Raw genomic sequence first — 26381 nt, 5'->3', positions numbered from 1 at the left:
ATCATTTCAGAATCGGACTACGCCAAGTCCTACATAAAGCAAACAAACCTCGCCATAGACTGCCGACTCCCGTTTCAAGGAGTACAGACTATGGCGAGCCCCGGCTACATGACCATCAAGGGTAAAACCCAGGGACTGATTTCAGCAGGATGTTCAACAGCCGAGTCCGTCGGCAATACCTTTCAGGCGGCGCACACCGATGAAATCATGGTGCTGTCCTACAGCCACAACATGACCAACGCCGGCAACATCAACCATCCCACGCATGCCCCGGTCATCATTACCAAAAGGCTCGACAAGTCCTCCCCGCTGCTGGCGCAGGCGCTTGCAAACCGAGAAGAAGTCAGCTGCAGGATCAGCCTCTACCGAACGTCCCCTCAAGGTCAGCAAGAGAAGTTCTATTCCGTCTCCATCGATGGTGCCGTGCTGGTTGATCTCTCCCTGGATTTGCCACACGCGATCCTGCAAAACGACGCCGAACCTCAAGAGCAACTGGCCTTTCGTTATCGAGAAATCAGTTGGGTCCATCACATCGCAGGAACCACCGGTTATGCCTCGTGGGGCGAAGAGGATTGAATTCTCCGCGACATGATCTCTGCGATGTGCAGAGCTCTGCCCATAAACTGCTGGCACAGGCACTGACCACTGGCGCTCGCCATCTGGCTTACGGAGTGGCGCGCGTGCAGTTCAATCAGGGAGTAGCTAACTTCGTCAGGCACATCATCGAAGATGTTGCCGCCGGACGTTTACCCCCGAAGCAAGGCCTCTACGCACTTGCACAGGAACAACAAAACCTCCTGAACCAGTCCCGGCTTTTGCTGCAAAACAGGCAGCGAACAATCACCCGCACGGCCAGAGCCCGATCGCAGTCGATGCTCTCGCAGCCCGCAGCGAATCCTGATCCGGAACGACTGCTGCGCGCCGTTCACCTGCAGGACCTGAACGTCTCGCGCTCCAACGTCGCTTCTGTCCCGTCTGCGCACCCGCTTCCAGACCTGCAGTTTTTTCCCAGCGAGCGCTGGCCCCAGGAATTGCCGGCACCGGAGGAGCCTGGGTTCTACATCGTGCCCAAAAGTCTGTCCGCCGAGAAACTGCAGGCGCAACTGTTTCCGTCGCCCAACCCGAATGTCATCGCCAAATTCAAAAGCCTCAATCCGCTGGACGACGTGGTGAAAGCCGGAACGCTGATTGTCCTGAGCGATCCGGACAATCAGCAATGCACTTATGAAGAATCACTGCTGATGGAAACCGCGCACATCGTCAGCATGGCGCTGGCGCCGTTGACGGTGGAAGAGGCGGACTTTTTTGCCCAGCACTATGAGGTCATCAGACGGACGCTTTCAGATGGGTCGAAAGTTATTGGTGTCGGGACTGCCATGGCGGCTAATCATCTGGATGGCATCAAAACTGTTTTACGTGACCTGGAGACCCTGCACGTCCGAACTTTCGAGGGAAAGGGGAGCACACAGGCATTCCTCAGTGAACGTAAAACGTTGCTGGCCCGCCTTGATATTCAACTCAACTTTCTGACTAAACGGGCAATTGGTTTTCCTGACCATCCAAATCTGAAAGCCGCGCTAGGCATCGATACGTCCAATCTCGTTCACCGTTGGAGAAAGGCCGGCGCGATCAGCCGGATTCCCGGTTATGCCACTCACATTCAAGGCGTAGTGAAGGCCTCGCAATACGTCAAATATGGCGGATGGATTGGTACGGCCGTGAGTGGCGGAGCCTCGGCGATGAAGGTTCAGGATGTTTGTACGAACGGGAGTGCCGAGGCATGCGAAAAGGTGAAATACACCGAAGCCGGAAGTTTTCTGGGGGGGGCCGTCGGTTCTGCTCTGGGTGCAGCCGCAGCCCCGACAATTTGCGTGGCAATCGGGGTTACGAGTGCAGGAATCGGTGGGGTGCTATGCGGGGTGCTGGCTGCGGGAGCTGGATCTTTTACGGGCGGATACATCGGTGAAAATCGCGGTGAACGTGCAGGTGAGCGGATTTACGAGAGGATCAGATGAGCTTTGAAACTGTAAAAGATGCATTAATCCTCGTGAGCATCATAAATTTCGCCGCACTCCTGATCGTTAATTGCATCTGGCTATACATCGCAAAAACGAAAATAAGACTAATCATGAGGAGCCTAAAAAACAGCCCGATCCGCAACAGTCTTATGACGCTATGGCATGGAGGCATGTGGGGACGCATCTACATGATGGGGGAGATTTCCCGTTTCCTGAAACGTCCGGAAATCCATATTTATCATGAGAGATTGAGTGCGGAAGACATTAAAAAATTCCCACCAGACTTTAAGCGCACGCTGCTTACACTCCACAGATGTCAGTTATTTTGCGGTATCACTTTTTTTGCTTTCGGTTTTCTCGGAGTACTCAACATAATTTAAATATCAATTGAAAATCCCCGTCCGATTTCCCCTATAGGAGCGAGCCTGCTCGCGATAGCAGTGGGCCGTCGACACCATCATTGAATGTCCCGGCCTCATTGCGAGCAGGCTCGCTCCTATAGGGAATTGCGGCGCCTGTCAGTACTCGATCCGAACATCCCCCTTCGGCACGCTGCAGCAAGAAAGAATGTACCCCTCCGCCTCGTCGTCCTCGGTGATCCCGCCGTTGTGATCCATCTCCACTTCGCCGCCCAGTTTGAGCACCTTGCACGTCCCGCAAATCCCCATGCCGCAGGCTTTCGGGATCATCAGGCCGACCTTGGCCGCCGCTGCATGCACGGTCTCGCCCGGCGCAACCCGGATGCTCTTGTCCGACGAGGTGAATTCCACCAGGTGCAGATCCGCCGCCGGCACTTCCGGTGCGTCCGCCGCCTGTTCGGCCTGCTCCACCGCATCGGCACGGGCTTCCGGCGGCGTGGCGCCGAAGGATTCCTCGTGATAGCGCTTCATGTCGTAGCCGGCGTTTTCCAGCAAGCGCTTGACCGCCGTCATGTACGGCGTCGGACCGCAGCAGAACACTTCGCGCTCGAGGAAGTCCGGCACCATCAGTTCCAGCATCTTGTGGTTGAGGTAGCCGCGATAGCCAGCCCACGGCTCGCCCAGCCCGTGTTTCTCGCAGATCAGGTGCAGACTGAAGTTGTCGATCCGCGACGCCATGTGTTCCAGCTCGCGGTGATAAATGATGTCTTTCGGCGTGCGGGCGCTGTGGATGAACGTCATGTCGACGTTGCCGTTGGTGTCGTAGAACCAGCGCGCCATGGACATCACCGGCGTGATGCCGACACCGCCGCTCAGGTACAGCACTTTCGGGCTCGGGAAATCGATGGCGTTGAACAGCCCGACCGGGCCGTGTACCGCCAGTTCCTGGCCTTCATGCAGCGTGTCGTGCAGCCAGTTGGAGACCTTGCCCCCCGGTACGCGCTTGATGGTCACCGAAAAGCTGTACGGCACCGACGGCGAACTGGAGATGGTGTACGAACGCATGATCGGCTGGCCTTCGATCTCCAGCTCCAGGGTCACGAACTGCCCGGGCTTGAAGAAGAACAGGATCGGCTGGTCGGCCATGAAGCAGAAGGTGCGCACATCCCAGGTTTCCTGGATGACTTTGACGCAACGGACGATGTGTCGGCCATTGGCCCAGGTCTGGGTGGTGACCGGATTCAGGAAGCTGTTCGACATGCTGTTCTCCACGGCCGACTGTCGGCCTTCATGTGGCGATTCTGCGTATAGCGCGAACGCCCCGTTTACCTATCCGCGACATTGACATACTTATCGCGACCAGCCCCCAACCACCGGGGGTTGCGCGTCGGGAACAGATTGCACCATGTCGCCCATGGATAAGGTTCCGGGCAGCGCCGGCCCCACACTCGCCCCACACAAAGACGATTCCTTTACACCTTGCGTTGCAACCCTGATTAGCCACTTTCGCCGGCCACGCAGATGGCCTTGAGGATCACATCGATGGACACCGCAAAAATCAGCCTGGGCGACCCGCTGGAACCCGCACGCAAGGCCACCGCACAAATGCTGCAGGAACGCGAGCGCACCTTCTCGCTGCCGCAACCGTTCTACTGTGACGAGCGGCTGTTCGATATCGACATGCAGGAGATCTTCCAGAAGGAGTGGTTGATCGCCGGCATGACCTGCGAGATCCCGGCCAAGGGCAACTACATCACCCTGCAGATCGGCAAGAACCCGATCATCGTCATTCGTGGCGCCGAGGGCGTGGTGCACGCCTTCCACAACGTCTGCCGTCACCGTGGCTCACGCCTGTGCACCAGCGACAAGGGCAAGGTCGCCAAACTGGTCTGCCACTACCACCAGTGGACGTACGAGCTGGACGGTCGCCTGCTGTTCGCCGGCACCGAAATGGGCGCCGACTTCGACATGAAGCAGTACGGCCTCAAACCGGTGAACGTGAAGACCGCCGGCGGTTACATCTTCATCAGCCTGGCGGAGAACCCGCCGGCCATCGATGACTTCCTGTCGACCCTGAACCACTACATGGAACCGTACGACATGGAAAACACCAAGGTGGCGGTGCAAACCACCTTGATGGAAAAGGCCAACTGGAAACTGGTGCTGGAAAACAACCGCGAGTGCTACCACTGCAGCGGTTCGCACCCGGAATTGCTGAAAACCCTGCTGGAATGGGACGACGTCACCGACCCGCGCGCCGATCAGGCGTTCAAGGATCACGTCGCCGCCTCGGCTGCCGCATGGGAAGCCGAAAAAATCCCTTACGCCCATGCCAGTTTCGGCCTGCGTAACCGCATCGTGCGCATGCCGCTGCTCAAGGGCACCGTGTCGATGACCATGGACGGCAAACAGGGCTGCGCCAAACTGATGGGCCGGATCAAGAACCCGGACCTGGGCTCGATGCGCATCCTGCACCTGCCGCACTCGTGGAACCACTGCATGGGCGACCACATCATCGTGTTCACTGTGTGGCCGATCAGCGCCCAGGAAACCATGGTCACCACCAAATGGCTGGTGCACAAGGATGCGGTCGAAGGCGTGGATTACGACGTCGAACGCATGCGCCAGGTGTGGGACGCAACCAACGATCAGGACCGTCGCCTGGCCGAAGAGAACCAGCGCGGGATCAACTCCACCGCCTACCAGCCGGGTCCGTACTCCAAGACCTATGAGTTCGGCGTGGTCAACTTCGTCGATTGGTACAGCGAGCGGATGCTGAGCAACCTCGGTGCCGAACCTGCGCCGTACCTCAAAGGCGTCCCGGTCCAAGGCTGATTGCACCCGACAGATCGTTCCCACGCTCTGCGTGGGAACGATCATTGCGAAGACCACCTCACCGATCCGTCCTCACCGATAAACTCCTCGAAAATCTCCTCCCCCACCAACCTGATCTTCGCGTAGCCATTCAACACCCGCAGCGGATAGTCCGGATCGTTGGCATCCTGCGTCTCCGAAAACAGCACCCGTGAATGCCCGTTCAGTTCGCTGGTGGTGCCGTAGGGAATCGCTCCGTGTCCGGCGCAGCGCGCATGCAGTCCACCCTGCGGCGCATAGACGATGCCATTGTGCAGATGCCCCCAATACCAGTAATCCGGCTCGCGCCCCAGCGCATCGCACACCGGCTGATACAGCGCAGTCTTGTTGTGCCCGGTGATGTCGAAGCCCTGATGGTGGCTGAGCACCATGAGTTTCTTGCGTTTGGGCAGGCTTTTCATCCACTCGATCTGCGGTTTGTTGAGGGTGCCGTCCATGTACAGGTTCATGACGTCCGAGGCGTACGCGGTGTCCAGCCCGACAATCAGCCAGTCGTCGTTGATCAGGGCAAAGTAGCTGGTGCCCTGCTGCCCCGGAAAACGCGCGGCCAGTTCCTTGAAATAACCGTGGGCGCCGCTGTACATCTCGTGGTTGGAATTGAGGGTGAACGAACCGTGAGTGCCCATCGGCCAGCCGGCCATGTCGGTGTCTTCCTGGGAGTGGGTGCCGGCGTAATAGACGTCCCCCAGGTGAATGGTGAAATCAGCATTAGCCAGTTGCATCTGGTTGGCCACTGACACCGCCGGCGCATGGCTGTTGAACGGCCCGGTGCCCCAGTCGCCGGCAATCGCCAGCGTCACTTCGCGCTCCATGGTCACCAGGGCCGGATCGGTGCCGAAGGTCGCGTGATGGCGCAGGTTCTCGATCCACTTGAGCAGCGCCTCGCTCCACAGCAGATCCAGCAGCTCCCATTTGCGACAGCCCAGCAGCGTGCCGTCCTTGAGCACCTTGGTCTGCAGTTGATCGGGCGATTGCGGCAACGGCGTCGCGTTGCCGATGCGCAGGATCGACAGGCCGTGGGACAACTCCCACGGCACGGCCGGCTCGTCGGTCGGCAACTCGCCGTGCTTGAGCACGTATTGCGCCTGATCGTGACCGCGCTGGAGCAACTTGATGATGGCCTCGAATTCCTTGGGTTCGAGTTCACTGATGAGCTTCATCCAGGCCATTTCGATGCGTGTGAACAGCCCGTGCAGACGCACTTTGACCTTGTCGTATTCGTGTTTCAGATGTCCGACCGCTGACATGGCGTAATCCTCTATCCGTAAGGGTTCACAGGGTTTTCATGAATTCGATCAGCGCACGCTTGTCGTCGTCCGACAGCGTCGTGCCGTACAGGTGACCGCTGTTGTGGTTGCCCTCCAGGCGCGTGTCGTAGGTGAAATCCGCCGAGGCTTTGGCCTGGGCGCCGCTGGTCACGAAGCCGACATTGACCGGGTCGTAGACATCGGAGCCGGTGATGAACACCTGTGGACGTTGTTCCGGCGGTTGCAGCAAGTCCCACAGGGTCGGCACCGAGCCGTTGTGCAGGTACGGCGCACGCAGCCAGATGCCGTCGGTGGGCGTGTTGCTGTAGCTCTGGGTCTTGCGATAGGCGCCGAAATCGAACGGCGGTTTCTTGAAGGTGTGGAACGCTGCCACCAGCCCGGTGGTGAACGAGTTCAGCCGGTGCGGATCGGTGCCGAGCTGGTCGATGTTGGTGGTCACCTGCCCGGTGTCGGTACGCCCGAAATCATGACAACTGGCGCAATTGGTTTCCCAGATCGGTTTGCCCTGGGCGACTTTGGCCTGATCCAGTGCCCATGGCCACGCCGGCGCCTTGTGCCCGAGCAGCCAGTTGGTCACCCGGTTGAAACTCGGCGGCAGCACCGATTCCGGCGTCGCGCCCACGGCCATCGCGGCAGCGTAGTTGCGTTCGTGGATCTTGTTGTTATTGCCGTCCCAGTGCAGGTACATCGATTCCCGGGGTTTCTGGTTCCACACTTGCGGCAGGTCGACGGTGCCGATGGTCGAGTCATCCGGGAAGCCGAACACCACCATTTTCGTCGGGTTGAAGGTGTCGGTACGCCCCGGTCCCTGTTGCGGGCGCAGCTTCTGCCAGGCGTAGGCCTGCTTCTGTTTGAGCAACGCAGTCTTGGCCATCGGGATGATCAGGTAGCGGTTGTAGATCTTCTCGAAAAAACCGAGCTGGAACTTACTGTTGATCGCCGCCATCACCGCGTCGGTGGTGAATTTCGGATCGCTGGCGCAATCGTAGGCGAACCACTGGAAGGCTTGCAGTTGCAGGGTGTTGGCCGGAGCACTCGGCACATTCACCGCGACGTCGCTGGCATTCGCCCGGTAGGACCCGGTGTGGCACAGCGCGCAGTTCGGCTCGACGGTCGGGTAGCCGATCTGCCGCTTGGCCATGCCGATCGGCAGGTCCTTGCCGTTTTCAAAGAGAAAACCGAACACCTCCCAGCCGCCGGGTTTCGGCAGTTTTTCCGGGCACATCTGCGGCAGTACCGAGAACAGGTAATAGGGAATCCGCGCTTCGATGCCCAGGCCAATCGCAGCGTATTTGTAATGATCTTCGTCGGAGGCGTATTCCTGCTCCGGCACCACCCGCAGCATCTGATACCAGGTCTGGTAACCGATGAACGCCAGCAGCGCCACCACCACCAGCGTGCCGACCTTGAATGCATGACTCCGCCAGTGCCGCGCCCACGCCGCCCGCCATTCGCGCCAGCCGTCACAGAGCAGGGCCAAGGGTCGGTTTTCAGGGGGGGTGCCCAGGTACAGCAGGATGCCGAGGATCAGGAAAAAGCTCAGGTCGCCCATCAGCATCGGCACGAACACCGAGCCCTGGCTGCTGGTGTTGATCAGGTAGATCCAGAACACCACGGCGATCAGCCGCGTCAGCACGCACAGCCAGGAATGCACCACGTAGCGCGGCGCGTTGAAGCCCGATGGCATGTAGAACACGCTGATGCCCACCAGCAGCATCCCGGCGTTCTCCAGCCACGGGTCGGAGAGTTGCGGCGGCAGGCCGACCACCGAGGTCAGCAACCCCGGCGCGAACAGCGCCGGGATCGCGAACACCATGTTCATCGCAATGCCAAGCCAGATGAAGCGTTGAAACCAGCGGATGTAGCTGTCCATATCAGTTCCCCAGATCGTTCCCCCGCTCCGCGGGGGAATGCCGCCATGGACGCTCTGCGTCCGCTCTTGGGACGCAGAGCGTCCCGGGATGCATTCCCACGCGGACGCTTCGACGCCTCGACGTGGGAACGATCGGGTGCTATCCGAGGGCTGTTTTCTCCAGATGCTCAAGGATGATCGGATACACATCGACCACCGCGTTCTTGCCGAACATGCAATCGATGTGGCCGTAACCCGGCACCACATGCCGGCTGTAGCGTTCCGGCCCGTGCTTCTCGCAAACCCGCTGATAGGTCTTGAGCGTGCTTTCCGGCAGATAACACTGGTTGTCGGCACCGCTGATAAAGCAGATCGGCATGGTCAGGCGATCGAAGTGCGGCATGTACACGTCGTGGCCTTTGAAATCCACCAGATGCCCTTTGCGCACAATCAGCGCCAGGTGCTCGAAGGTCTCGATGTTCGACTCGCCGAACAACTCGTGCAGGTTGTCGTGCAGGGTCTCGTTGAGGGTGTCGTGGCGGTACAGCGAGGCGTACATGAAAGTGATGCGGTGGCACACCGGGTTGGTGCAATAGCCCTGGGCCTCGATCCGCGCGTAGCCGTTGAGCGCCTTGTCGTAGAGCCGGTTGAACCAGTTCTCCTTGCTGTCGGCGTAGGCGGTCATCGATTTGATGCCGATCGCGTCGAGCATCCCCGGCAAGTGCAGACCGGCCTTCAGCCCCGTTGCCGTCGCCACCACCGTGTCGGCGGCGATCTGCGAGCAGACCACCGAACGCACGCCCTGCAAACCAGCGAGCAGCGACATGAAGAACGTGGTCGCGCCGTAGCAATGCACCACGCACTGCACGTCTTTGGCCCGGGTTTCCTGCTGGATCTGTGCGATGGCGGCCTTGAAGTCGTACTGAGCGATCTGGTCGCCGTTCCATTCCTTCTTGCTCGCCGGCAATAGGATGCTCACCCGGAAATCCAGCAGCCACACGTCGTAGTCGTGCTTGCACAGAAATTCCAGCAGGTTGGTCTGGATCGTATCGGTGGAAAAGATATTCGAGCCCACACCCAAACCATGCACCAGCATCACCGGGCCTTTGCTGCCGGCCTGATAACGGGTCAGGCGCAACTGCACGCCGTCTTCGGTGGAGAAGAAATGCACGGCCGGCGTCGGCGCATCCAGTGGCCGCTTCAGCCGTGGCGGTGCGTCGGGATTGAAGTATTTGTCACCGGCAAACACCCCGCCATAACTCTCCCAGAGAATCCCGGCAAAGAACTTGCCGAACCGCGCCAGCCCTTCGATCCGCTCACGCTCGTTGCGCGCATTGAGGACTTTCATGGTGGTCATCTGTTTGGCGAAATCGGTCGGTTTGATGTGCATCACCCCGGAGCCGATCACCTCGCCGGTCTTGTCCGGCCCGCGATACAGCGTGACGTAGAGGGTGCTGGTGTCGTGCCAGATATTCAGCACGCCGTTGTCTTCCGGCACGGTCTTGAAGGCGCTGAAGAAATAGTCGTTGCCGTCCTCCGCGGTCAGCTTCATGTCGTACTTCATGTGGCGCGTATCGACCTGCTGCTCGAATTGCTCGAACAGGTTGAACACGCCGTTGCTGGCGGTCAGCGGTTCCGGCGACAGCGCGGGGGCGATCACCGTGCCGACGATGGTCGCGGCGTGTTCCGGCTCCTTGATCATCCGGTTGAGGTCGTTGGCGGTGATGGTCAGGGTGAAGTCGATCGGCGAGTTGTCCGCCTCGCCGCGTTTGGCGGCGGCTTCATAGACTTTGAGGTCGGTGCTTTGCGCAGCGGTGAAAGCGCGGGAGAAGTAACCTTTCATGGTTTCGGTGAACTGCACGCCGAGGGTTGGCGGCGCAGTCTGTTTGCGCGGGGCCGAAGGCAGCGTGTAATCGATCGTCCAGCCCCGGTCGGCGGCCAGCAGGCCCATGTTGCGCTCACTGACGGCGGAGATGGTCAGCAGCGGATTGACCGCCAGTGACGTCGGGATCACCGCACCGTCGGTCACGTACAGGTTGGGGTAGACATCGGTGCCGCTGGCGCCGCTGAACACCTGGCCCTTGTGGTTGACCACGCCTTGCGCGGCGTCCTCGCCCATCACGCAACCGCCCAGCGGATGCACCGAGACGATGCTGTGCTTGAGCAACTGGGTCCAGATAGGGTTTTCGACCCAGATCCCGCCCAAGGCCTTGGTGCTCTGATGCAGCCGTTCGTTGCCGATCTTGAAGTTTTCCTGCTCGCCGACACCCGGCCAGTCGATGCGCAGCTGATCCTTGCTGTCGAGGACCATGCGTCCCTGCCCGCTGTCGTGGCTCATGATCAGGTAAGTCTGCATGTTGTGCAGCGCCCCGTGATACGGCCCGCGCAGGAAGCTTTGGGCTTCGCGCTCCTTGTACTTCACCTTGCCGCTGAAGCTGTCGTCGGTCGGCTTGCCGATCATCTCGGCGAACCCGGCCATCGCCGGCACCATCGGCCGGCCGAGTGCGCCGGGGATCGAGCCTTCCTCGATGACCATGCGACTGCTGCGGTCACCCTCGGTGCGCATGTCGATGATCGAGGTGATGCACGGGCCGACCGGTTGCATTTCCTTGGCCGAATGCGCGCCGAAACCGATGCCGTTGATGGTCTGTTCGCAGTTGTGGCCGAAGCCCAGGATGTCGCCGTTGCCGCTCATGTTCTCGCCGAGCTGACCGGACATCACCAAGCCTTTGTCCCGTGAGCGCAGCAGAATTTCAGTAGAGCCGAGGGTGCCGGCGGACACCACGACGATGTCAGCCTTCACGAACAAGGTCGGGGCGTCGAACTTCTCGCGGCCGCTGTCCAGATACTGAAAGTGCACGATCCAGCCGTTGCCGTCACGCTCCAGATGCCGCACCTGGGCCTGACAGAAAATCTCTGCGCCGTGGTTAGTGGCGTCCGGCAGGTAGTTCATCAGCGTGGTGTTCTTGGCCTTGTTGTTACAGCCCGACACGCAGTCGCCGCAGTGGTTGCACGGCAGTTGCTCGACGCCGACGTGGTTGAGGTTGTTGGGCAGTTTGTCGAAGGTCACGTTGATCGGCGGCTTGTAGAAGTGTGCGCCTTGCTTGAGGAAGTCCGCGGATTTCTGGTTGGCGTCGAGTTTCGGCAGGTTCGGCGCGGTGCTCGGGTAGGGATTGGGTTTGAGCATCTCCCGGGCCTTGGCGTAGCCCGCCTTGAGCAAACCGTCGCGGTCCTCACGCACCGCCAATGGCCAGCGGGGATCCTGGAACACATCGGGCGTCGGCTCCAGGGAAACGTTGGCATTGATCAGCGACGTGCCGCCGAGACCGCAACCGACCACCACGTTCTGCTGCGCGTTGACGTGCAGGTCGAACAACCCGGTGCGCGAACCGATGTGGCCGTCCGGGTCGTGCACCTGCAACTCTTCGGTCGCGGCGATCATGGTGTTGGGGTATTCGCCGGGCTGGATCTCCCGACCGCGCTCCAGCAGACAGACCTTTTTACCGGCCCGGGACAGGCGCGACGCGGCAATGCCGCCGCCGTACCCGGAGCCGATGACGATCACGTCGTAGTGTTCCTTGATTTCGCTGATGGGCGTTGCGATCCGTGTCATGAGGGGGTCCTCTCTCAGGCAGATGGGGCAACTCTGCGGTTGCCTGCAATCGATGGGCGAACGGGCACCTGGCCTCCGGGCAATCCCGACGGCAGTACAACGGTTAGGGCAGTAATCAGGCGCTACAGACGGGCGTGCTGATTGGCGGCACGACGCAGCGTGCGCTTGCGCGGCGAAGGTGCCGGCAGCGCGCGGACCGTGCAGGGACTGAGGGGTAAGCGGTGTGGCGGGGTATCCATCACGCGTTCTCCCTGAACCAGATGTGGATAAGTGACGGCTGTCCTTGTGCCATTACAGTGAAGACAGGCACCGGATCGAAGTCAAGGCAAGCCCTTAGAACTGTATGAAATCTGATCAATTGCCTTTTGGACTAAGCCCGCCGGGGGCTGCAGGGTTTGGCGAACAAGTTATCCACATAGACACCCACAGCTAATGGGGACAACTGTGGATGACCTGGAAAAATAATCGGGATTTTGTGAAGAAAATTCGTGACTTATCCAGAAGCAGGGTTTCCATTGGCGATTGATTGTTTTTTGATCAATCGTCTACATATCAAGGATTACGTGGCTTGTAGAGGATGGCGAACACCTTATCCACAGAAGCGCCAACAGAGTTCGGGGGTAACTTGTCGGGTGCTGTGGAAAAGCGCTGGAGGCGTTGATAAATAGGGGTTTGCGTGGGGATTGGCGGGTTGAAAGACTGAATTGAGCGTTTTTTGATCAGATCTTTGTAAGCCACGGTTTATATGGCTTGCAGCGTACAGCGAACATCTTATCCACAGAAGCGCCAACAGAGATTGGGGGCAAGTCTGGGAGTTAAGCTGGGGAAAAACTCAGAAAAAACCGCGAGTTAGGCTGGTTGTTTTTTGATCTGGGGGCTGAAGGGCTTGATTGGCGTGGGGTGCAGGGAGGGGCGAACACGTTATCCACAGATCCGCCAACAGGGATTGTGGGTAAACCGCCCTCTCCCGAAGGGAGAGGGTCAGCAAAGGTTTCAGCGGACAACACCTTCCTCGATCAGCAGCTTGAGAATGGCCTGCGCACCGGCCTGCGCCGTCACGCCCTTGAGCACCTGCCCACCGCCACCGCTGGCCTTGGCCGTCGCCGCTTTCATCCGGTCAGCCCCGCTCTTGGCCTTGATCACCTTCAACCGTTTCGGCCGGGGTTTGGCCGGTTGCAGGGTCGCCACCGCGAGCAATTCGTCGTCCACCACTTCCACATCTTCCGCCTGCAAAACCCCACGGCGCGCCGGGCCGTAAGCGCTTTGCCGAGGTTTGGGCGCAGCGTTATCCACAGTCGCCAGAAACGGCAGGCGCACCTTCAACCGGCGGCGCTGCCCACGGGGCAACGCTTGCAGCACCAGCGCCGAGCCGTCGTTGATCGATTCGACCTGCGCCAGCCCCACCACCAGCGGCCAGCCCAGCCCTTCAGCCAGCAGGAACGGCAGCATCCCCGAGCCTTCGCCGGTTTCCGCCTGGCTGCCAGTCAGCACGACCTGGGCACCGGCGTCACGCAGATACTCGGTCAACGCCGGCAACGCGTCGGCACCGGCCGGTTGTTCCAGCACATGCAGCTGTTCCAGTCCCATGCCCAGATAGGCGCGCAGCGCCGGTTCCGCGATGTCGCCAGCGTGCAGCACTTGCAGGTTATCCCCCGCCAGTTGCAGACCGAGTTCCACCGCGCGGGCGTCCTGATCGGCACGGCGCGGCCGGCCGGAAGTCGGGTGGGCGCCGATTGAAACCAGACTGATGATCTTTGTGCTCATAACCGTTCCTTAAGCCGCATCGCGCTTGGCTTCGTTGCGGTAAGCCTCTACCGCCGCGATCAAGGCCTGGAGAATTTCCGCGCTTTCGCCAATCACCGACAGGTCGGCGCGCTTGATCATGTCGCAGCCCGGATCGAGGTTGATCGCCACCACCTTGTCGCAGGCACCAATGCCTTGCAGGTGCTGGATCGCCCCGGAAATCCCCACGGCCACGTAAACCCGCGCGGTGACCCAGGTGCCCGACGCGCCGACCTGACGGTCGCGGGCCATGAAGCCGTCGTCCACCGCCACCCGCGAAGCGCCTTCGGTGGCGCCGAGGGCCGCGGCGGTCTTGTGGAAAAGATCCCAGTCCTTGACCCCGTTGCCGCCAGAGAAAATGAACTCGGCCTCCGCCATCGGAATCGCCGCCGGGTCCACCGCCACGGCGCCCAGATCCTCGATCCGCGACAGGCTCCGCGCGACGGGTGTGGATAACTCCACCGGCAGGGCTTCGTGACGGGTTTCGCTGACCGGTTCTGCACATTCGGCCGAGGCCAGAATCAAGCGCGCCACCGGCCGTGCCAGATCCTGCAGACCGGCACCGGCGCGGCCGATGCACTCCTGATCCTTGACCTGCCACACCCGTGTGGCCGGGCGTTCGCCCAGCGCGGCAGCAAAGCGCCGGCCGAGTTCGCCGCCACCGCTGCGGCTGTCCGGCAGCAGCCAGTGACGCGGGTTGAACTGGTTATCCACAGCCCGCAGGCCCTGGATCCGTTGCTCCGGTGCATAACCGCTGAACGCATCACCTTCCAGCACCAGCAAGCGGTCAACGCCCGCCGTGGCGAAAGCGTTTTCCTTGTGCTCGCCGAACACCACGGCCAGCACTGCACCGTCGCTGCCCGCCAGTTGATGGGCCAGACCGAGCAGGTCGCGGTCGTGACTGCTCAAGCGGCCGCCGACCATGTCCGGCACCACGCTGATGTAAAACGCCGGGGCCGGCACCTGATGCAGCGGCAATTGCACTTCGACCGCTGCCGAGCGTTTGACCGCCCCACCCTGCTGGGCGCCGCTGCGGTCGATGCGCTTGATGCCGTTCGGCCCGATGAAGCCGATGCCGTGCAGGTTCTTGCGGATGATCCCGTTGGGACCCATCCAGCTGTGTTGCGCCGGTTGCATGGCCGCGTGCAGCGGGTGCAGGCGGTTGCGTGCGATCCATTCGGCGCGGGGGTCACGGCGGATAATGTCGCTCATCAGTGGGCCTCCGCAGGTTCAAGTTTGGCCGGGGTGGCAGGCTTGTTCGGCGCGGCGTCTTCCAGCAGCGCGTCGGCCACCAGTTCGGCGATGTCCTTGATCAGCGGACGCGGTTCGACCACGCCTTCGAGCATCGCCGTACACTGTGGACAACCCACGGCCACCAGTTCGGCGCCGGTCTCGCGGATGTCTTCCATGCGCATGTCGGGGATCCGCTGCTTGCCCGGAATGTCGGTGATCGGCGCCCCGCCACCGCCGCCGCAGCAGCGCGAGCGGAAGCCGGAACGTTGCATTTCCTTGATCTCGATGCCGAGGGCGCGCAGCACTTCGCGCGGCGCTTCGTACTCGCCGTTGTAGCGGCCGAGGTAGCACGGATCGTGATAGGTCACGCTGTTGCCTTTGTGCTGACCGAGGTTCAGCGTGCCGGCCTGGATGATTTCCGCCAGATAAGTGCTGTGGTGCTGCACGAGGTAGTTGCCATCGAACGCGCCGTATTCGTTTTTCAGCACATGGAAACTGTGCGGATCGCAGGTGACGATGCGGTTGAAGCTGTATTTGGCCAGGGTCTGGATGTTGCGCTTGGCGAGCAACTGGAAAGTCGCTTCGTCGCCAAGACGTCGGGCCACGTCGCCGCTGTCGCGCTCTTCCAGCCCAAGCACCGCGAAGTCGACCCTGGCCGCTTTCAGCACTTTGACGAAGGCACGCAAGGTGCGCTGGTTGCGCATGTCGAAGGCACCGTCGCCAACCCAGAACAGCACGTCGGTGGACTTCTTCTCGCTGAGCAGATTGAGGTTGAGGTCTGCCGCCCAGTTCATCCGCCCGCCCGGAGCGAAACCGCCAGGGTTGTCGGTGGCGATCAGGTTTTCCAGGACTTCGGCGCCCTTGTTCGGGGTCGCGCCTTTCTCCAGGGTCAGGTGCCGGCGCATGTCGACGATGGCATCGACGTGCTCGATCATCATCGGGCATTCCTCGACGCAGGCCCGGCAGGTGGTGCACGACCACAGGGTTTCGGCATCGACCAGACCGTTGACGATCGGTTGGTGCGGATTGCCGCTGTGTTCGCCCACCGGTTTGCCCGGATACGGGCTGCCGGCGAACTGGGCATCGGTGCCGCCGGCGAGGCCGACGACCATGTCCTGAATCAGCTTTTTCGGGTTCAACGGCTGGCCGGCGGCGAACGCCGGGCACGCGGCTTCGCACTTGCCGCACTGCACGCAGGCATCGAAACCGAGCAACTGGTTCCAGGTGAAATCCTTGGGTTTCTCCACGCCCAGCGGCGCGGTCGGATCGTTCAGGTCCAGCGGTTTCAAACCGGTGGAACGACCACCACCAAAACGTTCGGCGCGACGGTGCCAGGCCAGGTGCAGCGCACCGGCGAAAGCGTGTTTCATCGGCCCACCCCAGGTCATGCCGAAGAACAACTCGGACACGCCCCACAACACACCGATGCCGAGAATCGCTGCCAACACCCAGCCACCGAAGTTCTCCGGCAGGATTCCGGCCACCGGCAAGGTCACCAGGAAGAACGAGGCCGAGAACGCCAGCAGGCTTTTCGGCAGGCGCATCCACGGGCCTTTCGACAGCCGCGACGGCGGGTTGAGCCGACGCCGATACACGAAGATCGCCCCAACGAACATCACCGCCGTCATCAGCAGCAACGCATAGCCGAGGATACGGTTATGCAGGCCGAAACCGTGCACCAGAATCGCCAGCACGATCGACGCCACCGCCCCGCCCGCCGTGGCGACGTGGGTGTTGGCGATGTATTTGTCCCGGGCCACCACGTGGTGCAGATCGACCATGTAACGCTTGGGCATGGCGAACAGGCCGCCGATCAGATCGACCTTCGAGGCCCTGCCCCGGCGCCACATGGCCACCCGCCGCAACGCCCCCAGCACCGCGAGGGCCAGGGCGGCGAACAACAGGATTGGAAGAAGGGTGTTCAACATGGTGAAGCTCCCACCAGTAAAGCCTGGAGAAACACGTTCGGCGTGTTCCTGTGGGAGCGGGCTTGCTCGCGAAAGCGCCGGGTCAGTCGATGCAGCGGTGACTGACAGCATGCATTCGCGGGCAAGCCCGCTCCCACAGGGTCATGTGCAAACTTTTAGAAGTCCTTGCACAACCGCAGGGCGTCGTAGATGGCGGCGTGGGTATTGCGCTGCGCCACGCAGTCACCGATGCGGAACAGCAGGTAACCGTCGCCAGTGCTGCTCAGCGAAGGTTGCGGCTGGATCGCGAACAGCGCCTCGACGTCGATCTGACCCTTGTTGCGCGAGCCGTCCTTGAGGGCGTAGTAGATTTCCTCGTCCGGGCGCACGCCGTTCTCGACGACCACCTGATCCACCACCCGCTCCTCTTTGGCGCCGGTGTATTCGTTCTCCAGCACCGCGACGAGCTTGTCGCCTTCGCGGTAGACCTTCTCCAGCATCATGTCGCCGGTCATGATCACTTCTTTCGGGTACATGCTGCGGTAGTAGGTCGGGAACGACGTACCGCCGATGGCCACGCCCGGCTTGATGTCGTCGGTGACGATCTCGACCTGGCTGCCCTTGTCGGCAAGGAAGTCGGCCACCGACATCCCGGTGAATTCGCAGATGGTGTCGTAGACCAGCACGTTCTTGCCCGGCGCGACCTTGCCGTCGAGCACGTCCCAGCTGCTGACCACCAGCCCTTCGGCGGCGCCCCAGTGTTCGTTCTGTTCCAGGTACGGATGCCCGCCAACGGCCAGCACCACGATGTCCGGGCGCAGATCCATGATGGTGTCGGCATCGGCAGCAGTGCCCAGGCGCAGGTCGACTTTCAGGCGTGCCAGTTCCAGCTGGAACCAGCGAGTGATGCCGGCGATCTGGTCACGCTGCGGCGCTTTCGAAGCCGTGGTGATCTGCCCGCCGATGAATTCCTTCTTCTCGAACAGGGTCACGTCGTGGCCACGCTCGGCCGCCACGCGGGCAGCTTCCATCCCCGCCGGGCCGGCACCGACGATCACCACCTTGCGTTTCGGCCCGGTGGATTTCTCGATGATGTGCGGCACGCCCATGTATTCACGGGAGGTCGCGGCGTTCTGGATGCACAGCACGTCCAGACCCTGGTACTGACGATCGATGCAATAGTTGGCACCGACGCACTGCTTGATCTGGTCGACCTGGCCCATCTTGATCTTGGCGATCAGGTGCGGGTCGGCGATGTGGGCGCGGGTCATGCCGACCATGTCGACGTAACCGCCCTCGAGGATCCGCGTCGCCTGGTTCGGGTCCTTGATGTTCTGCGCGTGCAGCACCGGAACCTTGACCACTTCCTTGATCCCGGCCGCCAGGTGCAGGAACGGCTCCGGCGGGTAACTCATGTTCGGAATCACGTTGGCCAGGGTGTTGTGGGTGTCGCAACCCGAGCCCACGACGCCGATGAAATCGAGCATGCCGGTGTCGTCGTAATACTTGGCGATCTGCTTCATGTCTTCGTGGGACAGACCGTCCGGGTGGAACTCGTCACCGCAGATGCGCATGCCGACGCAGAAGTCGTCACCGACCTCGGCACGCACCGCTTTCAGGACTTCCAGACCGAACTTCATCCGGCCTTCAAAGGTGCCGCCCCATTCGTCGGTCCGCTTGTTGACGCGCGGGCTCCAGAACTGGTCGATCATGTGCTGGTGCACGGCCGACAGTTCGACGCCGTCCAGGCCACCGGCCTTGGCGCGGCGAGCCGCTTGCGCATAGTTGCCGATCACCCGCCAGATTTCTTCCGGCTCGATGGTCTTGCAAGTGGCGCGGTGCACCGGTTCACGGATGCCCGACGGCGACATCAGGGTCGGCCAGTGGAAACCGTCCCAACGGGAGCGACGGCCCATGTGGGTAATCTGGATCATGATCTTGGCGCCGTGCTTGTGCATGGCGTCGGCAAGATTCTGGAAGTGCGGGATGATCCGGTCGGTGGACAGGTTCACCGAACTCCACCATTGCTGCGGGCTGTCGATCGCCACCACGGACGAACCGCCACAGATCGCCAGGCCGATGCCGCCCTTGGCTTTCTCTTCGTAATATTTGACGTACCGTTCGGTGGTCATGCCGCCGTCGGTCGCGTAGACCTCGGCGTGTGCGGTGCTGAGCACGCGGTTGCGGATGGTCAGTTTGCCAATTTGAATTGGCTGAAACATTGCTTCGAAAGCCATGGCGGGTTCCTCGACTTACAACGGCTTGACGGTGAACAGGCCGTCGTCGTGGCCTTCTTCGGAGCCACCGTAGACCTGCTCGGCCACGGTGCGGATCTGGCTGCCGCGGGCGGCGAGAATCTGGTCCATGGCACCGGCAAACCAGCCGGTGAACATGTAGTCGACCTTGCGCCCGACCTTGCCGTAGACGTAGACGAATGCCGAGTGCTCGAGCTTGACGCTGGCAGTGCCTTTGTCCAGGTCGATGTCCTGGATCTTGAACAGGCCCCAGCCGCGCTGCGACAGGCGCTTCATGTAGTGCTCGAACACCGCGACGCCTTCCAGGCCGTGGCACTCGGCTTCTTTTTCACACCAGTGCCAGGCGGATTTGTAGCCGGCCTTGTAGAGGATTTCGGCGTAGGCATCGGCGCCCAGCACTTCTTCGATGCCCATGTGGTTGTTGACGAAGAAGTGGCGTGGCACGTACAGCATCGGCAGGGCGTCGGAGGTCCAGACACCGGTCTCGCTGTCGACTTCGATTGGCAATTGCGGGGCGATCTTGGCCATGGAAACTTAACTCCAGAAAAATTTTGGTGTTGCCCCCGGCGCGGACGGCCGGGGGAAAGTATTCGGGAAGCGGCGGCTTATTCGCCCCAGACGTCCTTGAGGACGTTCACCCAGTTTTCACCCATGATCTTGCGTACGACTCGCTCGGAGTGGCCGCGCTTGAGCAGGGTTTCGGTCAGGTTCGGGAACTCGCCGACAGTGCGGATGCCCAGCGGGTTGATGATCTTGCCGAAGTTGGTCAGACGGCGGGCGTAGCCCTTGTCGTGGGTCAGGTATTCGAAGAAGTCCTGACCGTGCCCCTGGGTGAAGTCGGTGCCGATGCCGATGGCGTCTTCGCCGACCAGGTTCATGGTGTACTCGATGGCTTCGGCGTAGTCGTCGATGGTCGAATCGATGCCCTTGGCCAGGAACGGCGCGAACATGGTCACGCCGACGAAACCGCCGTGGTCAGCAATAAACTTAAGCTCTTCATCGGACTTGTTGCGCGGGTGCTCTTTGAGCCCCGACGGCAGGCAGTGGGAATAGCAGACCGGTTTTTTCGATTCGAGGATGACTTCCTCGGAGGTCTTGGAGCCGACGTGAGACAGGTCGCACATGACGCCGACGCGGTTCATCTCGGCGACGATTTCGCGACCGAAGCCCGACAGGCCGCCGTCACGTTCGTAGCAACCGGTGCCCACCAGGTTCTGGGTGTTGTAGCACATCTGCACGATGCCGACGCCGAGCTGCTTGAACACCTCGACATAGCCGATCTGGTCTTCGAACGCATGAGCGTTCTGGAAGCCGAAGAGGATGCCGGTCTTGCCCTGCTCCTTGGCCTTGCGGATGTCGGCGGTGGTGCGGACGGGGATCACCAGATCGCTATTTTCGCGAATCAGTTTCTGGCTGGCGGCGATGTTGTTGACCGTTGCCTGAAAGCCTTCCCACACCGACACGGTGCAGTTGGCCGCCGTCAGACCGCCCTTGCGCATGTCTTCGAACAGCTCACGGTTCCATTTGGCAATGATCAGACCGTCGATAACGATGCTGTCGGCGTGTAATTCGGCTGGGCTCATCAGGCGTCCCCTTATTGGCGATTCATGCGCCGAATCGTCTGCCGGCGCTTTGGGGCCAGCATATGCCTCGGTGCGCGACCAGCCGGGTGCAAAAACGACAGGGGAATTGCCGAAAGCGTCAATCCGCGACAAAGGGTCGCCAACCGGTCCGAGCGGCCACCTGTTCAAGCCCGCGAGCTTGAGCCAGAATCTGCCGCATCCCGGAAACACCACTGGATTAGAGCGGCGACATCAATGAAATCGATCTTCCTGGCCCTGGCCCTGATTGCGACCGGCGTACACGCCGCCGAAGAGTCAGACAACAACCCGTGCGACGCGGTGGAAAACGACATCCAGACCCTGGAATGCTCGGCCTACAGCCGCACCACCGCCGAGGACTTGCTCAAGGACAACTACGCCAGCCTGAGCGAGCGCATGCAGACCACCTACGGCAAGAACCCGGCGCAACTGGCCGACATCACCGCCAAACTCAAGGCCGCCCAGCAACAATGGCTGAAAACCCGCGACGCCGACTGCGCCGTCGAAGCCTTCCCGGCGACGGACGGCAGCAAGGCGTTCAAGATTGCGCAGAATGACTGCGTGGCGCGGATGAGTGACGAGCGGTCGGAGTTTTTGGAGTCGATAGGACAGGAGTGAGTCGAAGATGGAAAGCATGATTCCGCACGAAGTCGTTAGCCGCATCGTTGACGGCGCCCTCCCGGTTCGCGCCTGGCGCGAACATCTCAACCTGACCCAGGAAGAAGTGGCTCGGCGAATGGGCATTTCGCAGCCGGCTTTTGCCCAGCAGGAAACCGTTGCGAAGCCGCGCAAGGCCACTCGCGAGAAGATTGCAGCGGCGTTTGGTATCACTGCCAACCAGCTTGAGCTGTAAGCTGCACCTCTTCAGCCAATCAAGGGATTCACATGAACATCTGCGGTATCGAAATCAAAGGCAGTGAAGCGATCATCGCCGTGGCGTCCCTCGACGGTTCGGTGCTGAGCCATGTCGCGCTGAACACCAAGAAAATCGCGCTGGACGATGACGACGAGACGGCCAACGTCAAACTGTTCGCCGCGCAGGTCGCATCGTTTGTGCGCGAGAACTCGATTGATCGCATCGCGATCAAGAAGCGCAGCAAGAAGGGCGAGTTTGCCGGTGGGCCGACCACGTTCAAGATCGAGGGTGTGTTTCAGTTGCTGGACGGTTGCGAGGTGACGCTGCTGTCGCCGCAGACGATCAATGCCCAGGCCAAGAAGCACAATTTCGAGCTGCCGGGCACGCTGAACAAGTATCAGCATGAAGCCTACAAGGCAGCGTGCTCGGCATTGGTGAAGAAGTAACTAGCCCGTTTTACGCGCGCTCAGCCAGTCGCCGAAGGACTTGTCTTCCAGCGCATAGCCCCCACGGCTCGACTTCCACACCAGCTCCTTGTCGCGCAGGGCATCGATGCAGGCCTGAATGGTCTGGGTGCCCGGCACCACGTCGCTGCCCATGTTTTCCAGGGCCTTGCCGACGGCCATGAGCGTGCTGTCAGTGAACGGCGCAAAGGGCTCGTTGTTTCGTGAGCGCTCCACCATCACCTCCAGCACGGCGCGCTGAGGGATGGTCAGCGCGTTCCAGGCGCTCTCGAACTCGGTCCACACGCCTGCGCGCAACAATTCGGCACGGCTCTGCAGCAACCGCCCCAGATTGCTGGCCTCGCCCAGCTCCAGTGCCACCTCACCAATGATGGTGCGCAACATCTCCGGGCGCCGCCCCACCAACTCAAAGGCATCGTCGATATCGGCGGCACTGAACTGATTGGTCTCGGCCAGATGGGCGTTGAGGTGCAAGGTGTACGCCTGGGTGAACTCTCTCCCCAACAACGGGAAGGGTGTGATGCTCGAGCCGAAAAACGGTTGGCTCTTGCCCAGCACCAGATGGGCGAGTTTGTCGCGATTGGAACCGGTGAACACCAGATGCAAACCGCTGCCCTCGCCTTCACGTCCCTGGTTGAGCTGATCCCGTGCAGCCTTCAGGGCAAACATCGCGTTGATGCCCGCCACGGTGGTGAGTGCGTGCTGGGCTTCATCGATCACCAGCACTACGGGTTTTTCGGCGGCGCTGTGGAGCAGTTCCAGCGCTTGAGTCAGGGTCGCGCCCGCCGGCAGTTGCGGCTTGGTGAAATCCCAGGACAAGGTGCGCAGAAAGCTGAGTTTTTCGATGCCGATATTCTTCGCCAGTTTGCGGATGCCCTTTTCAAAGGGTGCCAAGGCACCGGCAATGGCACTGGCGATCAGGTCGGCAGGGTCTTTTTCCTTGTCGGCCCACAGGTCGACGTAAACCGTCAGCCAGCCTCGGGCCTGGCATTCCGGGATCAGATCCTCTCGAAGAAAGGTACTTTTGCCCGTGCGACGCGGCGCTGCCAGAAACAGGCCGGAGGTGAAATCCTGCAAACCTGCACCCACCAGACCATCGGCAACGCTGCGGGCCAGAGCGGGGCGGCGGAAGACGAAGCCGTTGCTTCTGGACATGGTTTTTACACTCAATTATTCAAACAACTATAATTTATACCACAAAGTATAATTAACTATAATTGTCCGTCAAACGGTCTCCCGTCGTCGGTCCTCCCGTGGACACCGAGCAAACTTCGCCCGGTAGCTGCGGGTGAAATACGACGGTGATTCAAACCCGCAGGCGATGCTGACTTCCAGCACGCTCATGTCGGTCTGGCGCAACAGTTGCCGGGCCTTTTCCAGTCTCAAGCGCAGATAGAAATTGCTTGGCGTGTCGTTCAGGTGCAGACGGAACAACCGCTCCAGTTGCCGGCGCGTCACCTTGATCGATTCCGCCAGCTCCAGCGTGGTCAGCGGCGGTTCGCTGTGCTGCTCCATCTCGCCAATCACATGCACCAGTTTCTTGTTGCTGATGCCGTAGCGCGTGGCGACTTCCATGCGTTGGTGGTCCTTGCGGGGACGAATCCGCCCCAATACAAACTGCTCGCTGACCTGGATCGCCAGTTGCGGGCCATGGGCCTGGGCGATCAGGTCGAGCATCAGATCGATGGACGCGGTGCCGCCGGCAGACGTGATGCGCCGACGGTCGATCTCGAACAGCTCCTGAGTGACGCTGAGCTGTGGATAAGATTCCTTGAAGGCGTCGATGGCCTCCCAGTGCAGGGTCAGGCGATGGCCATCGAGCAGGCCCGCCTCGGCAAGGACGAAGCTGCCGGTGTCGATGGCGCCGAGGGTCACGCCTTCGTTGTCCAGCCGTCGCAGCCAGTGCTCCAGCGCCGGGGTGGCGAATTTCAGCGGTTCAAAACCGGCGACCACCAGCAGCGTTGCCCCTTTCTTCAGCGGCTCCAGCGCCGCATCGGCGTTGACCGACATCCCGTTGCTCGCCAGCACCGCCCCGCCATCGGCGCTCAACACGTGCCAGCGGTACAGCTCGCCGCGAAAGCGGTTGGCCACCCGCAGCGGTTCGATCGCAGAGATGAAACCGATGGCGGAAAAACCCGGCATCAACAGAAAGTAGAAATCCTGGGACATGGCGCGCACTCGATTCGCGGGTAGCGTGCAACGTTGATACGCCAGTTGTCGGCGGCATTCAAGAGCACAGGTCGCTGCAGTGCAAGAGCTGGTCGCCGCAGTGCGTTTTTACGGGGGCATTGCTGCGTAATTTGAGCATCACCGGCGCATCAGACACCGGAACCCACAATAACGACCTGCCGAGGAACCCGACATGAAACGACTGATCAGCAGCTGTGTTCTCGCACTCAGTGGTACCGCGTTTTTAAGCGCCAGTGTCATGGCAGCCGATGCCGCATCCTGTCAGAACGTACGCATGGGCGTCGTGAACTGGACCGACGTGATCGCCACCAGCGCCATGGCTCAGGTACTGCTCGACGGCCTCGGCTACAGCACCAAACAAACCAGCGCGTCCCAGCAAATCGTCTTCGCCGGGATCCGCGACCAGCGTCTGGACCTGTTCCTCGGCTACTGGAACCCGCTGATGACCCAGACCATCACCCCGTTCGTCGAAGCCAACCAGGTCAAGGTGCTTGAAGCGCCAAGCCTCAAGGACGCGCGCGCCACCCTCGCCGTGCCGACCTATCTGGCCGACAAGGGCCTGAAAACCTTCGCCGATATCGCCAAATTCGAGAAAGAACTGGGCGGCAAGATCTACGGCATCGAACCCGGCTCGGGCGCCAACACCCAGATCAAGGCGATGATCGCCAAGAACCAGTTCGGTCTCGGCAAGTTCCAGCTCGTGGAATCGAGCGAGGCCGGGATGCTCGCCGCCGTTGACCGCGCCGTGCGTCGCAAGGAGGCTGTGGTGTTCTTCGGCTGGGCGCCGCACCCGATGAACGTCAACGTGCAGATGACCTACCTGACCGGCAGCGACGACGCCCTCGGCCCGAACGAAGGCATGGCCACCGTATGGACCGTCACCGCGCCGAAATACGCCGAACAATGCCCGAACGTCAGCCGCCTGCTGAGCAACCTGACGTTCACCGCCGAAGACGAGAGCCGGATGATGCAGCCGCTGCTCGATCACAAGGACGCTTTCGAATCGGCCAAACAATGGCTCAAGGATCACCCGCAGGACAAACAGCGCTGGCTCGAAGGCGTCACCACTTTCGATGGCAAACCGGCGGCTGAAAACCTCCAGCTCACCAGCAAGTAAACCGCAACGAACGAACCACTTCGCAGCCCGCCACGGGCTGCGAACAGACCCATCACGCCTGAAGGAAAACGCACCATGAACCACGACGTCATCATCACCTGCGCACTCACCGGTGCTGGCGACACGACCGCCAAGAGCCCACACGTGCCGGTCACCCCAAAACAGATCGCCGCTGCCGCGGTGGAAGCGGCCAAGGCCGGCGCCACGGTCGTGCACTGCCACGTCCGTGACCCGCAGACCGGCAAGTTCAGCCGCGACGTGGCGCTGTACCGCGAAGTCATGGAGCGCATTCGCGAAGCCGACGTCGACATCATCGTCAACCTCACCGCCGGTATGGGCGGCGACCTGGAAATCGGCCCGGGCGAGAGCCCGATGGAGTTCGGCCCGAACACCGATCTGGTCGGGCCGCTGACCCGCCTGGCCCACGTCGAAGAACTGCTGCCGGAAATCTGCACCCTGGATTGCGGCACCCTGAATTTCGGCGACGGCGACACCATTTATGTCTCCACCCCGGCCCAACTGCGCGCGGGCGCCAAACGCATCACCGAACTGGGCGTTAAGGCCGAGCTGGAGATTTTCGACACCGGTCACCTGTGGTTCGCCAAACAGATGATCAAGGAAGGCCTGCTCGACAACCCGCTGTTCCAGCTGTGCCTGGGCATTCCGTGGGGTGCGCCGGCCGACACCACCACCATGAAAGCCATGGTCGACAACCTGCCCGCCGACGCGGTGTGGGCCGGGTTCGGCATCGGCCGGATGCAGATGCCGATGGCGGCGCAGGCGGTGCTGCTCGGCGGCAACGTGCGGGTCGGCCTGGAAGACAACCTGTGGCTGGACAAAGGCGTGCTGGCGACCAACGGCCAACTGGTCGAACGCGCCACCGAGATCCTCAGTCGCCTCGGCGCCCGCGTGCTGACCCCGGCTGAAGGTCGCAAGAAAATGGGCCTGACCCAGCGCGGCTGACATCCCCTTTTCCCCCGGTGGGCGGGCCA

At 61.2% G+C, this 26381-nt stretch carries 20 protein-coding genes and 1 pseudogene; 9 read left to right on the top strand and 12 right to left on the bottom strand.

The window, feature by feature from the left end; translation table 11 throughout:
- The first annotated feature begins 90 nt into the window (after nucleotides 1-90).
- The 3 genes from L6D81_RS09885 to L6D81_RS09875 all read left to right on the top strand — a co-directional run bounded on the left by L6D81_RS09885 (nucleotide 91) and on the right by L6D81_RS09875 (nucleotide 2398).
- The gene (locus tag L6D81_RS09885; protein ID WP_236178905.1) at nucleotides 91-576 is read left to right on the top strand and encodes an Hcp family type VI secretion system effector; all 486 of its coding nucleotides are present in this window, start codon (nucleotides 91-93) and stop codon (nucleotides 574-576) included.
- Nucleotides 577-680: 104 nt separating this feature from the next.
- Nucleotides 681-2015, top strand: a complete 1335-nt coding sequence (locus tag L6D81_RS09880; RefSeq protein ID WP_236178904.1) for a hypothetical protein — start codon at nucleotides 681-683, stop codon at nucleotides 2013-2015.
- Nucleotides 2012-2398 carry a hypothetical protein gene (locus tag L6D81_RS09875; RefSeq protein WP_236178903.1) on the top strand — a complete coding sequence of 129 codons (387 nt, stop codon included), beginning with the start codon at nucleotides 2012-2014 and terminating at the stop codon, nucleotides 2396-2398. The genes L6D81_RS09880 and L6D81_RS09875 overlap by 4 nt, the downstream gene beginning before the upstream one ends.
- A 138-nt stretch (nucleotides 2399-2536) precedes the next feature.
- On the opposite strand, the gene gbcB is transcribed toward L6D81_RS09875, so the two are convergent.
- On the bottom strand, nucleotides 2537-3637 hold the full coding sequence (gbcB, locus tag L6D81_RS09870) for a glycine-betaine demethylase subunit GbcB (protein ID WP_236178902.1): 1101 nt from the start codon (nucleotides 3635-3637) through the stop codon (nucleotides 2537-2539).
- 282 nt (nucleotides 3638-3919) lie between these two features.
- On the opposite strand from gbcB, the gene gbcA reads away from it, so the two are divergent.
- Complete coding sequence (gbcA, locus tag L6D81_RS09865) at nucleotides 3920-5212, top strand: glycine-betaine demethylase subunit GbcA (protein WP_236178901.1); 1293 nt, start codon at nucleotides 3920-3922, stop codon at nucleotides 5210-5212.
- A 41-nt stretch (nucleotides 5213-5253) separates the two neighbouring features.
- Here gbcA and L6D81_RS09860 read toward each other — a convergent pair whose 3' ends face one another.
- The 9 genes from L6D81_RS09860 to L6D81_RS09820 form a co-directional block, all read right to left on the bottom strand.
- Nucleotides 5254-6498, bottom strand: a complete 1245-nt coding sequence (locus tag L6D81_RS09860) for a metallophosphoesterase family protein (RefSeq protein WP_236178900.1) — start codon at nucleotides 6496-6498, stop codon at nucleotides 5254-5256.
- A gap of 25 nt (nucleotides 6499-6523) precedes the next feature.
- Entirely contained in the window at nucleotides 6524-8392 is a 1869-nt protein-coding gene (locus L6D81_RS09855) for a c-type cytochrome (protein ID WP_236178899.1), read from the bottom strand.
- Nucleotides 8393-8531: 139 nt separating this feature from the next.
- Nucleotides 8532-11984 carry a GMC oxidoreductase gene (locus L6D81_RS09850; RefSeq protein WP_236178898.1) on the bottom strand — a complete coding sequence of 1151 codons (3453 nt, stop codon included), beginning with the start codon at nucleotides 11982-11984 and terminating at the stop codon, nucleotides 8532-8534.
- A 993-nt stretch (nucleotides 11985-12977) separates the two neighbouring features.
- Nucleotides 12978-13748, bottom strand: coding sequence for an electron transfer flavoprotein subunit beta (gene etfB / locus L6D81_RS09845; RefSeq protein WP_236178897.1), 771 nt, complete (start codon nucleotides 13746-13748; stop codon nucleotides 12978-12980).
- Nucleotides 13749-13757: 9 nt separating this feature from the next.
- A complete protein-coding gene (gene etfA / locus L6D81_RS09840) occupies nucleotides 13758-14978 on the bottom strand; it encodes an electron transfer flavoprotein subunit alpha (protein ID WP_236178896.1) in 1221 nt (406 codons plus the stop codon).
- Nucleotides 14978-16927 carry a dimethylglycine demethylation protein DgcB gene (gene dgcB / locus L6D81_RS09835; protein WP_236178895.1) on the bottom strand — a complete coding sequence of 650 codons (1950 nt, stop codon included), beginning with the start codon at nucleotides 16925-16927 and terminating at the stop codon, nucleotides 14978-14980. The genes etfA and dgcB overlap by 1 nt, the downstream gene beginning before the upstream one ends.
- 155 nt (nucleotides 16928-17082) lie before the next feature.
- Nucleotides 17083-19143 (bottom strand): dimethylglycine demethylation protein DgcA, encoded by a 2061-nt coding sequence (gene dgcA, locus L6D81_RS09830; RefSeq protein WP_064599960.1) that lies wholly within the window; start codon nucleotides 19141-19143, stop codon nucleotides 17083-17085.
- 15 nt (nucleotides 19144-19158) lie between these two features.
- Nucleotides 19159-19689: a DUF5943 domain-containing protein gene (locus L6D81_RS09825; RefSeq protein WP_011336290.1), complete on the bottom strand. Its 531-nt coding sequence runs from the start codon at nucleotides 19687-19689 to the stop codon at nucleotides 19159-19161.
- Nucleotides 19690-19766: 77 nt separating this feature from the next.
- Nucleotides 19767-20744, bottom strand: coding sequence for a dipeptidase (locus L6D81_RS09820; protein WP_039768004.1), 978 nt, complete (start codon nucleotides 20742-20744; stop codon nucleotides 19767-19769).
- Between the two features lie 234 nt (nucleotides 20745-20978).
- On the opposite strand from L6D81_RS09820, the gene L6D81_RS09815 reads away from it, so the two are divergent.
- The 3 genes and pseudogenes from L6D81_RS09815 to L6D81_RS09805 all read left to right on the top strand — a co-directional run bounded on the left by L6D81_RS09815 (nucleotide 20979) and on the right by L6D81_RS09805 (nucleotide 22064).
- Nucleotides 20979-21380: a lysozyme inhibitor LprI family protein gene (locus L6D81_RS09815; protein ID WP_236178894.1), complete on the top strand. Its 402-nt coding sequence runs from the start codon at nucleotides 20979-20981 to the stop codon at nucleotides 21378-21380.
- A 16-nt stretch (nucleotides 21381-21396) separates the two neighbouring features.
- Nucleotides 21397-21615 (top strand): annotated as a pseudogene (locus L6D81_RS09810) (helix-turn-helix domain-containing protein); the annotation flags it as partial.
- A gap of 32 nt (nucleotides 21616-21647) precedes the next feature.
- The gene (locus L6D81_RS09805) at nucleotides 21648-22064 is read left to right on the top strand and encodes a DUF3010 family protein (RefSeq protein ID WP_236178893.1); all 417 of its coding nucleotides are present in this window, start codon (nucleotides 21648-21650) and stop codon (nucleotides 22062-22064) included.
- Here L6D81_RS09805 and L6D81_RS09800 read toward each other — a convergent pair whose 3' ends face one another.
- Both L6D81_RS09800 and L6D81_RS09795 read right to left on the bottom strand, forming a co-directional pair.
- Entirely contained in the window at nucleotides 22065-23237 is a 1173-nt protein-coding gene (locus L6D81_RS09800) for an AAA family ATPase (protein WP_236178892.1), read from the bottom strand.
- Between the two features lie 69 nt (nucleotides 23238-23306).
- The gene (locus L6D81_RS09795; RefSeq protein ID WP_065260197.1) at nucleotides 23307-24251 is read right to left on the bottom strand and encodes a GlxA family transcriptional regulator; all 945 of its coding nucleotides are present in this window, start codon (nucleotides 24249-24251) and stop codon (nucleotides 23307-23309) included.
- Nucleotides 24252-24444: 193 nt separating this feature from the next.
- On the opposite strand from L6D81_RS09795, the gene L6D81_RS09790 reads away from it, so the two are divergent.
- Both L6D81_RS09790 and cdhC read left to right on the top strand, forming a co-directional pair.
- A complete protein-coding gene (locus tag L6D81_RS09790; RefSeq protein WP_236178891.1) occupies nucleotides 24445-25389 on the top strand; it encodes a choline ABC transporter substrate-binding protein in 945 nt (314 codons plus the stop codon).
- Between the two features lie 75 nt (nucleotides 25390-25464).
- On the top strand, nucleotides 25465-26352 hold the full coding sequence (gene cdhC, locus L6D81_RS09785; protein WP_039768000.1) for a 3-dehydrocarnitine:acetyl-CoA trimethylamine transferase CdhC: 888 nt from the start codon (nucleotides 25465-25467) through the stop codon (nucleotides 26350-26352).
- Nucleotides 26353-26381: the final 29 nt, after the last annotated feature.

Source organism: Pseudomonas sputi (assembly GCF_021603585.1).
GTDB lineage: Bacteria > Pseudomonadota > Gammaproteobacteria > Pseudomonadales > Pseudomonadaceae > Aquipseudomonas > Aquipseudomonas sputi.
The sequence above is the reverse complement of the archived record's forward strand: the minus strand, read 5'-3'. Positions and strand labels throughout refer to the sequence as shown.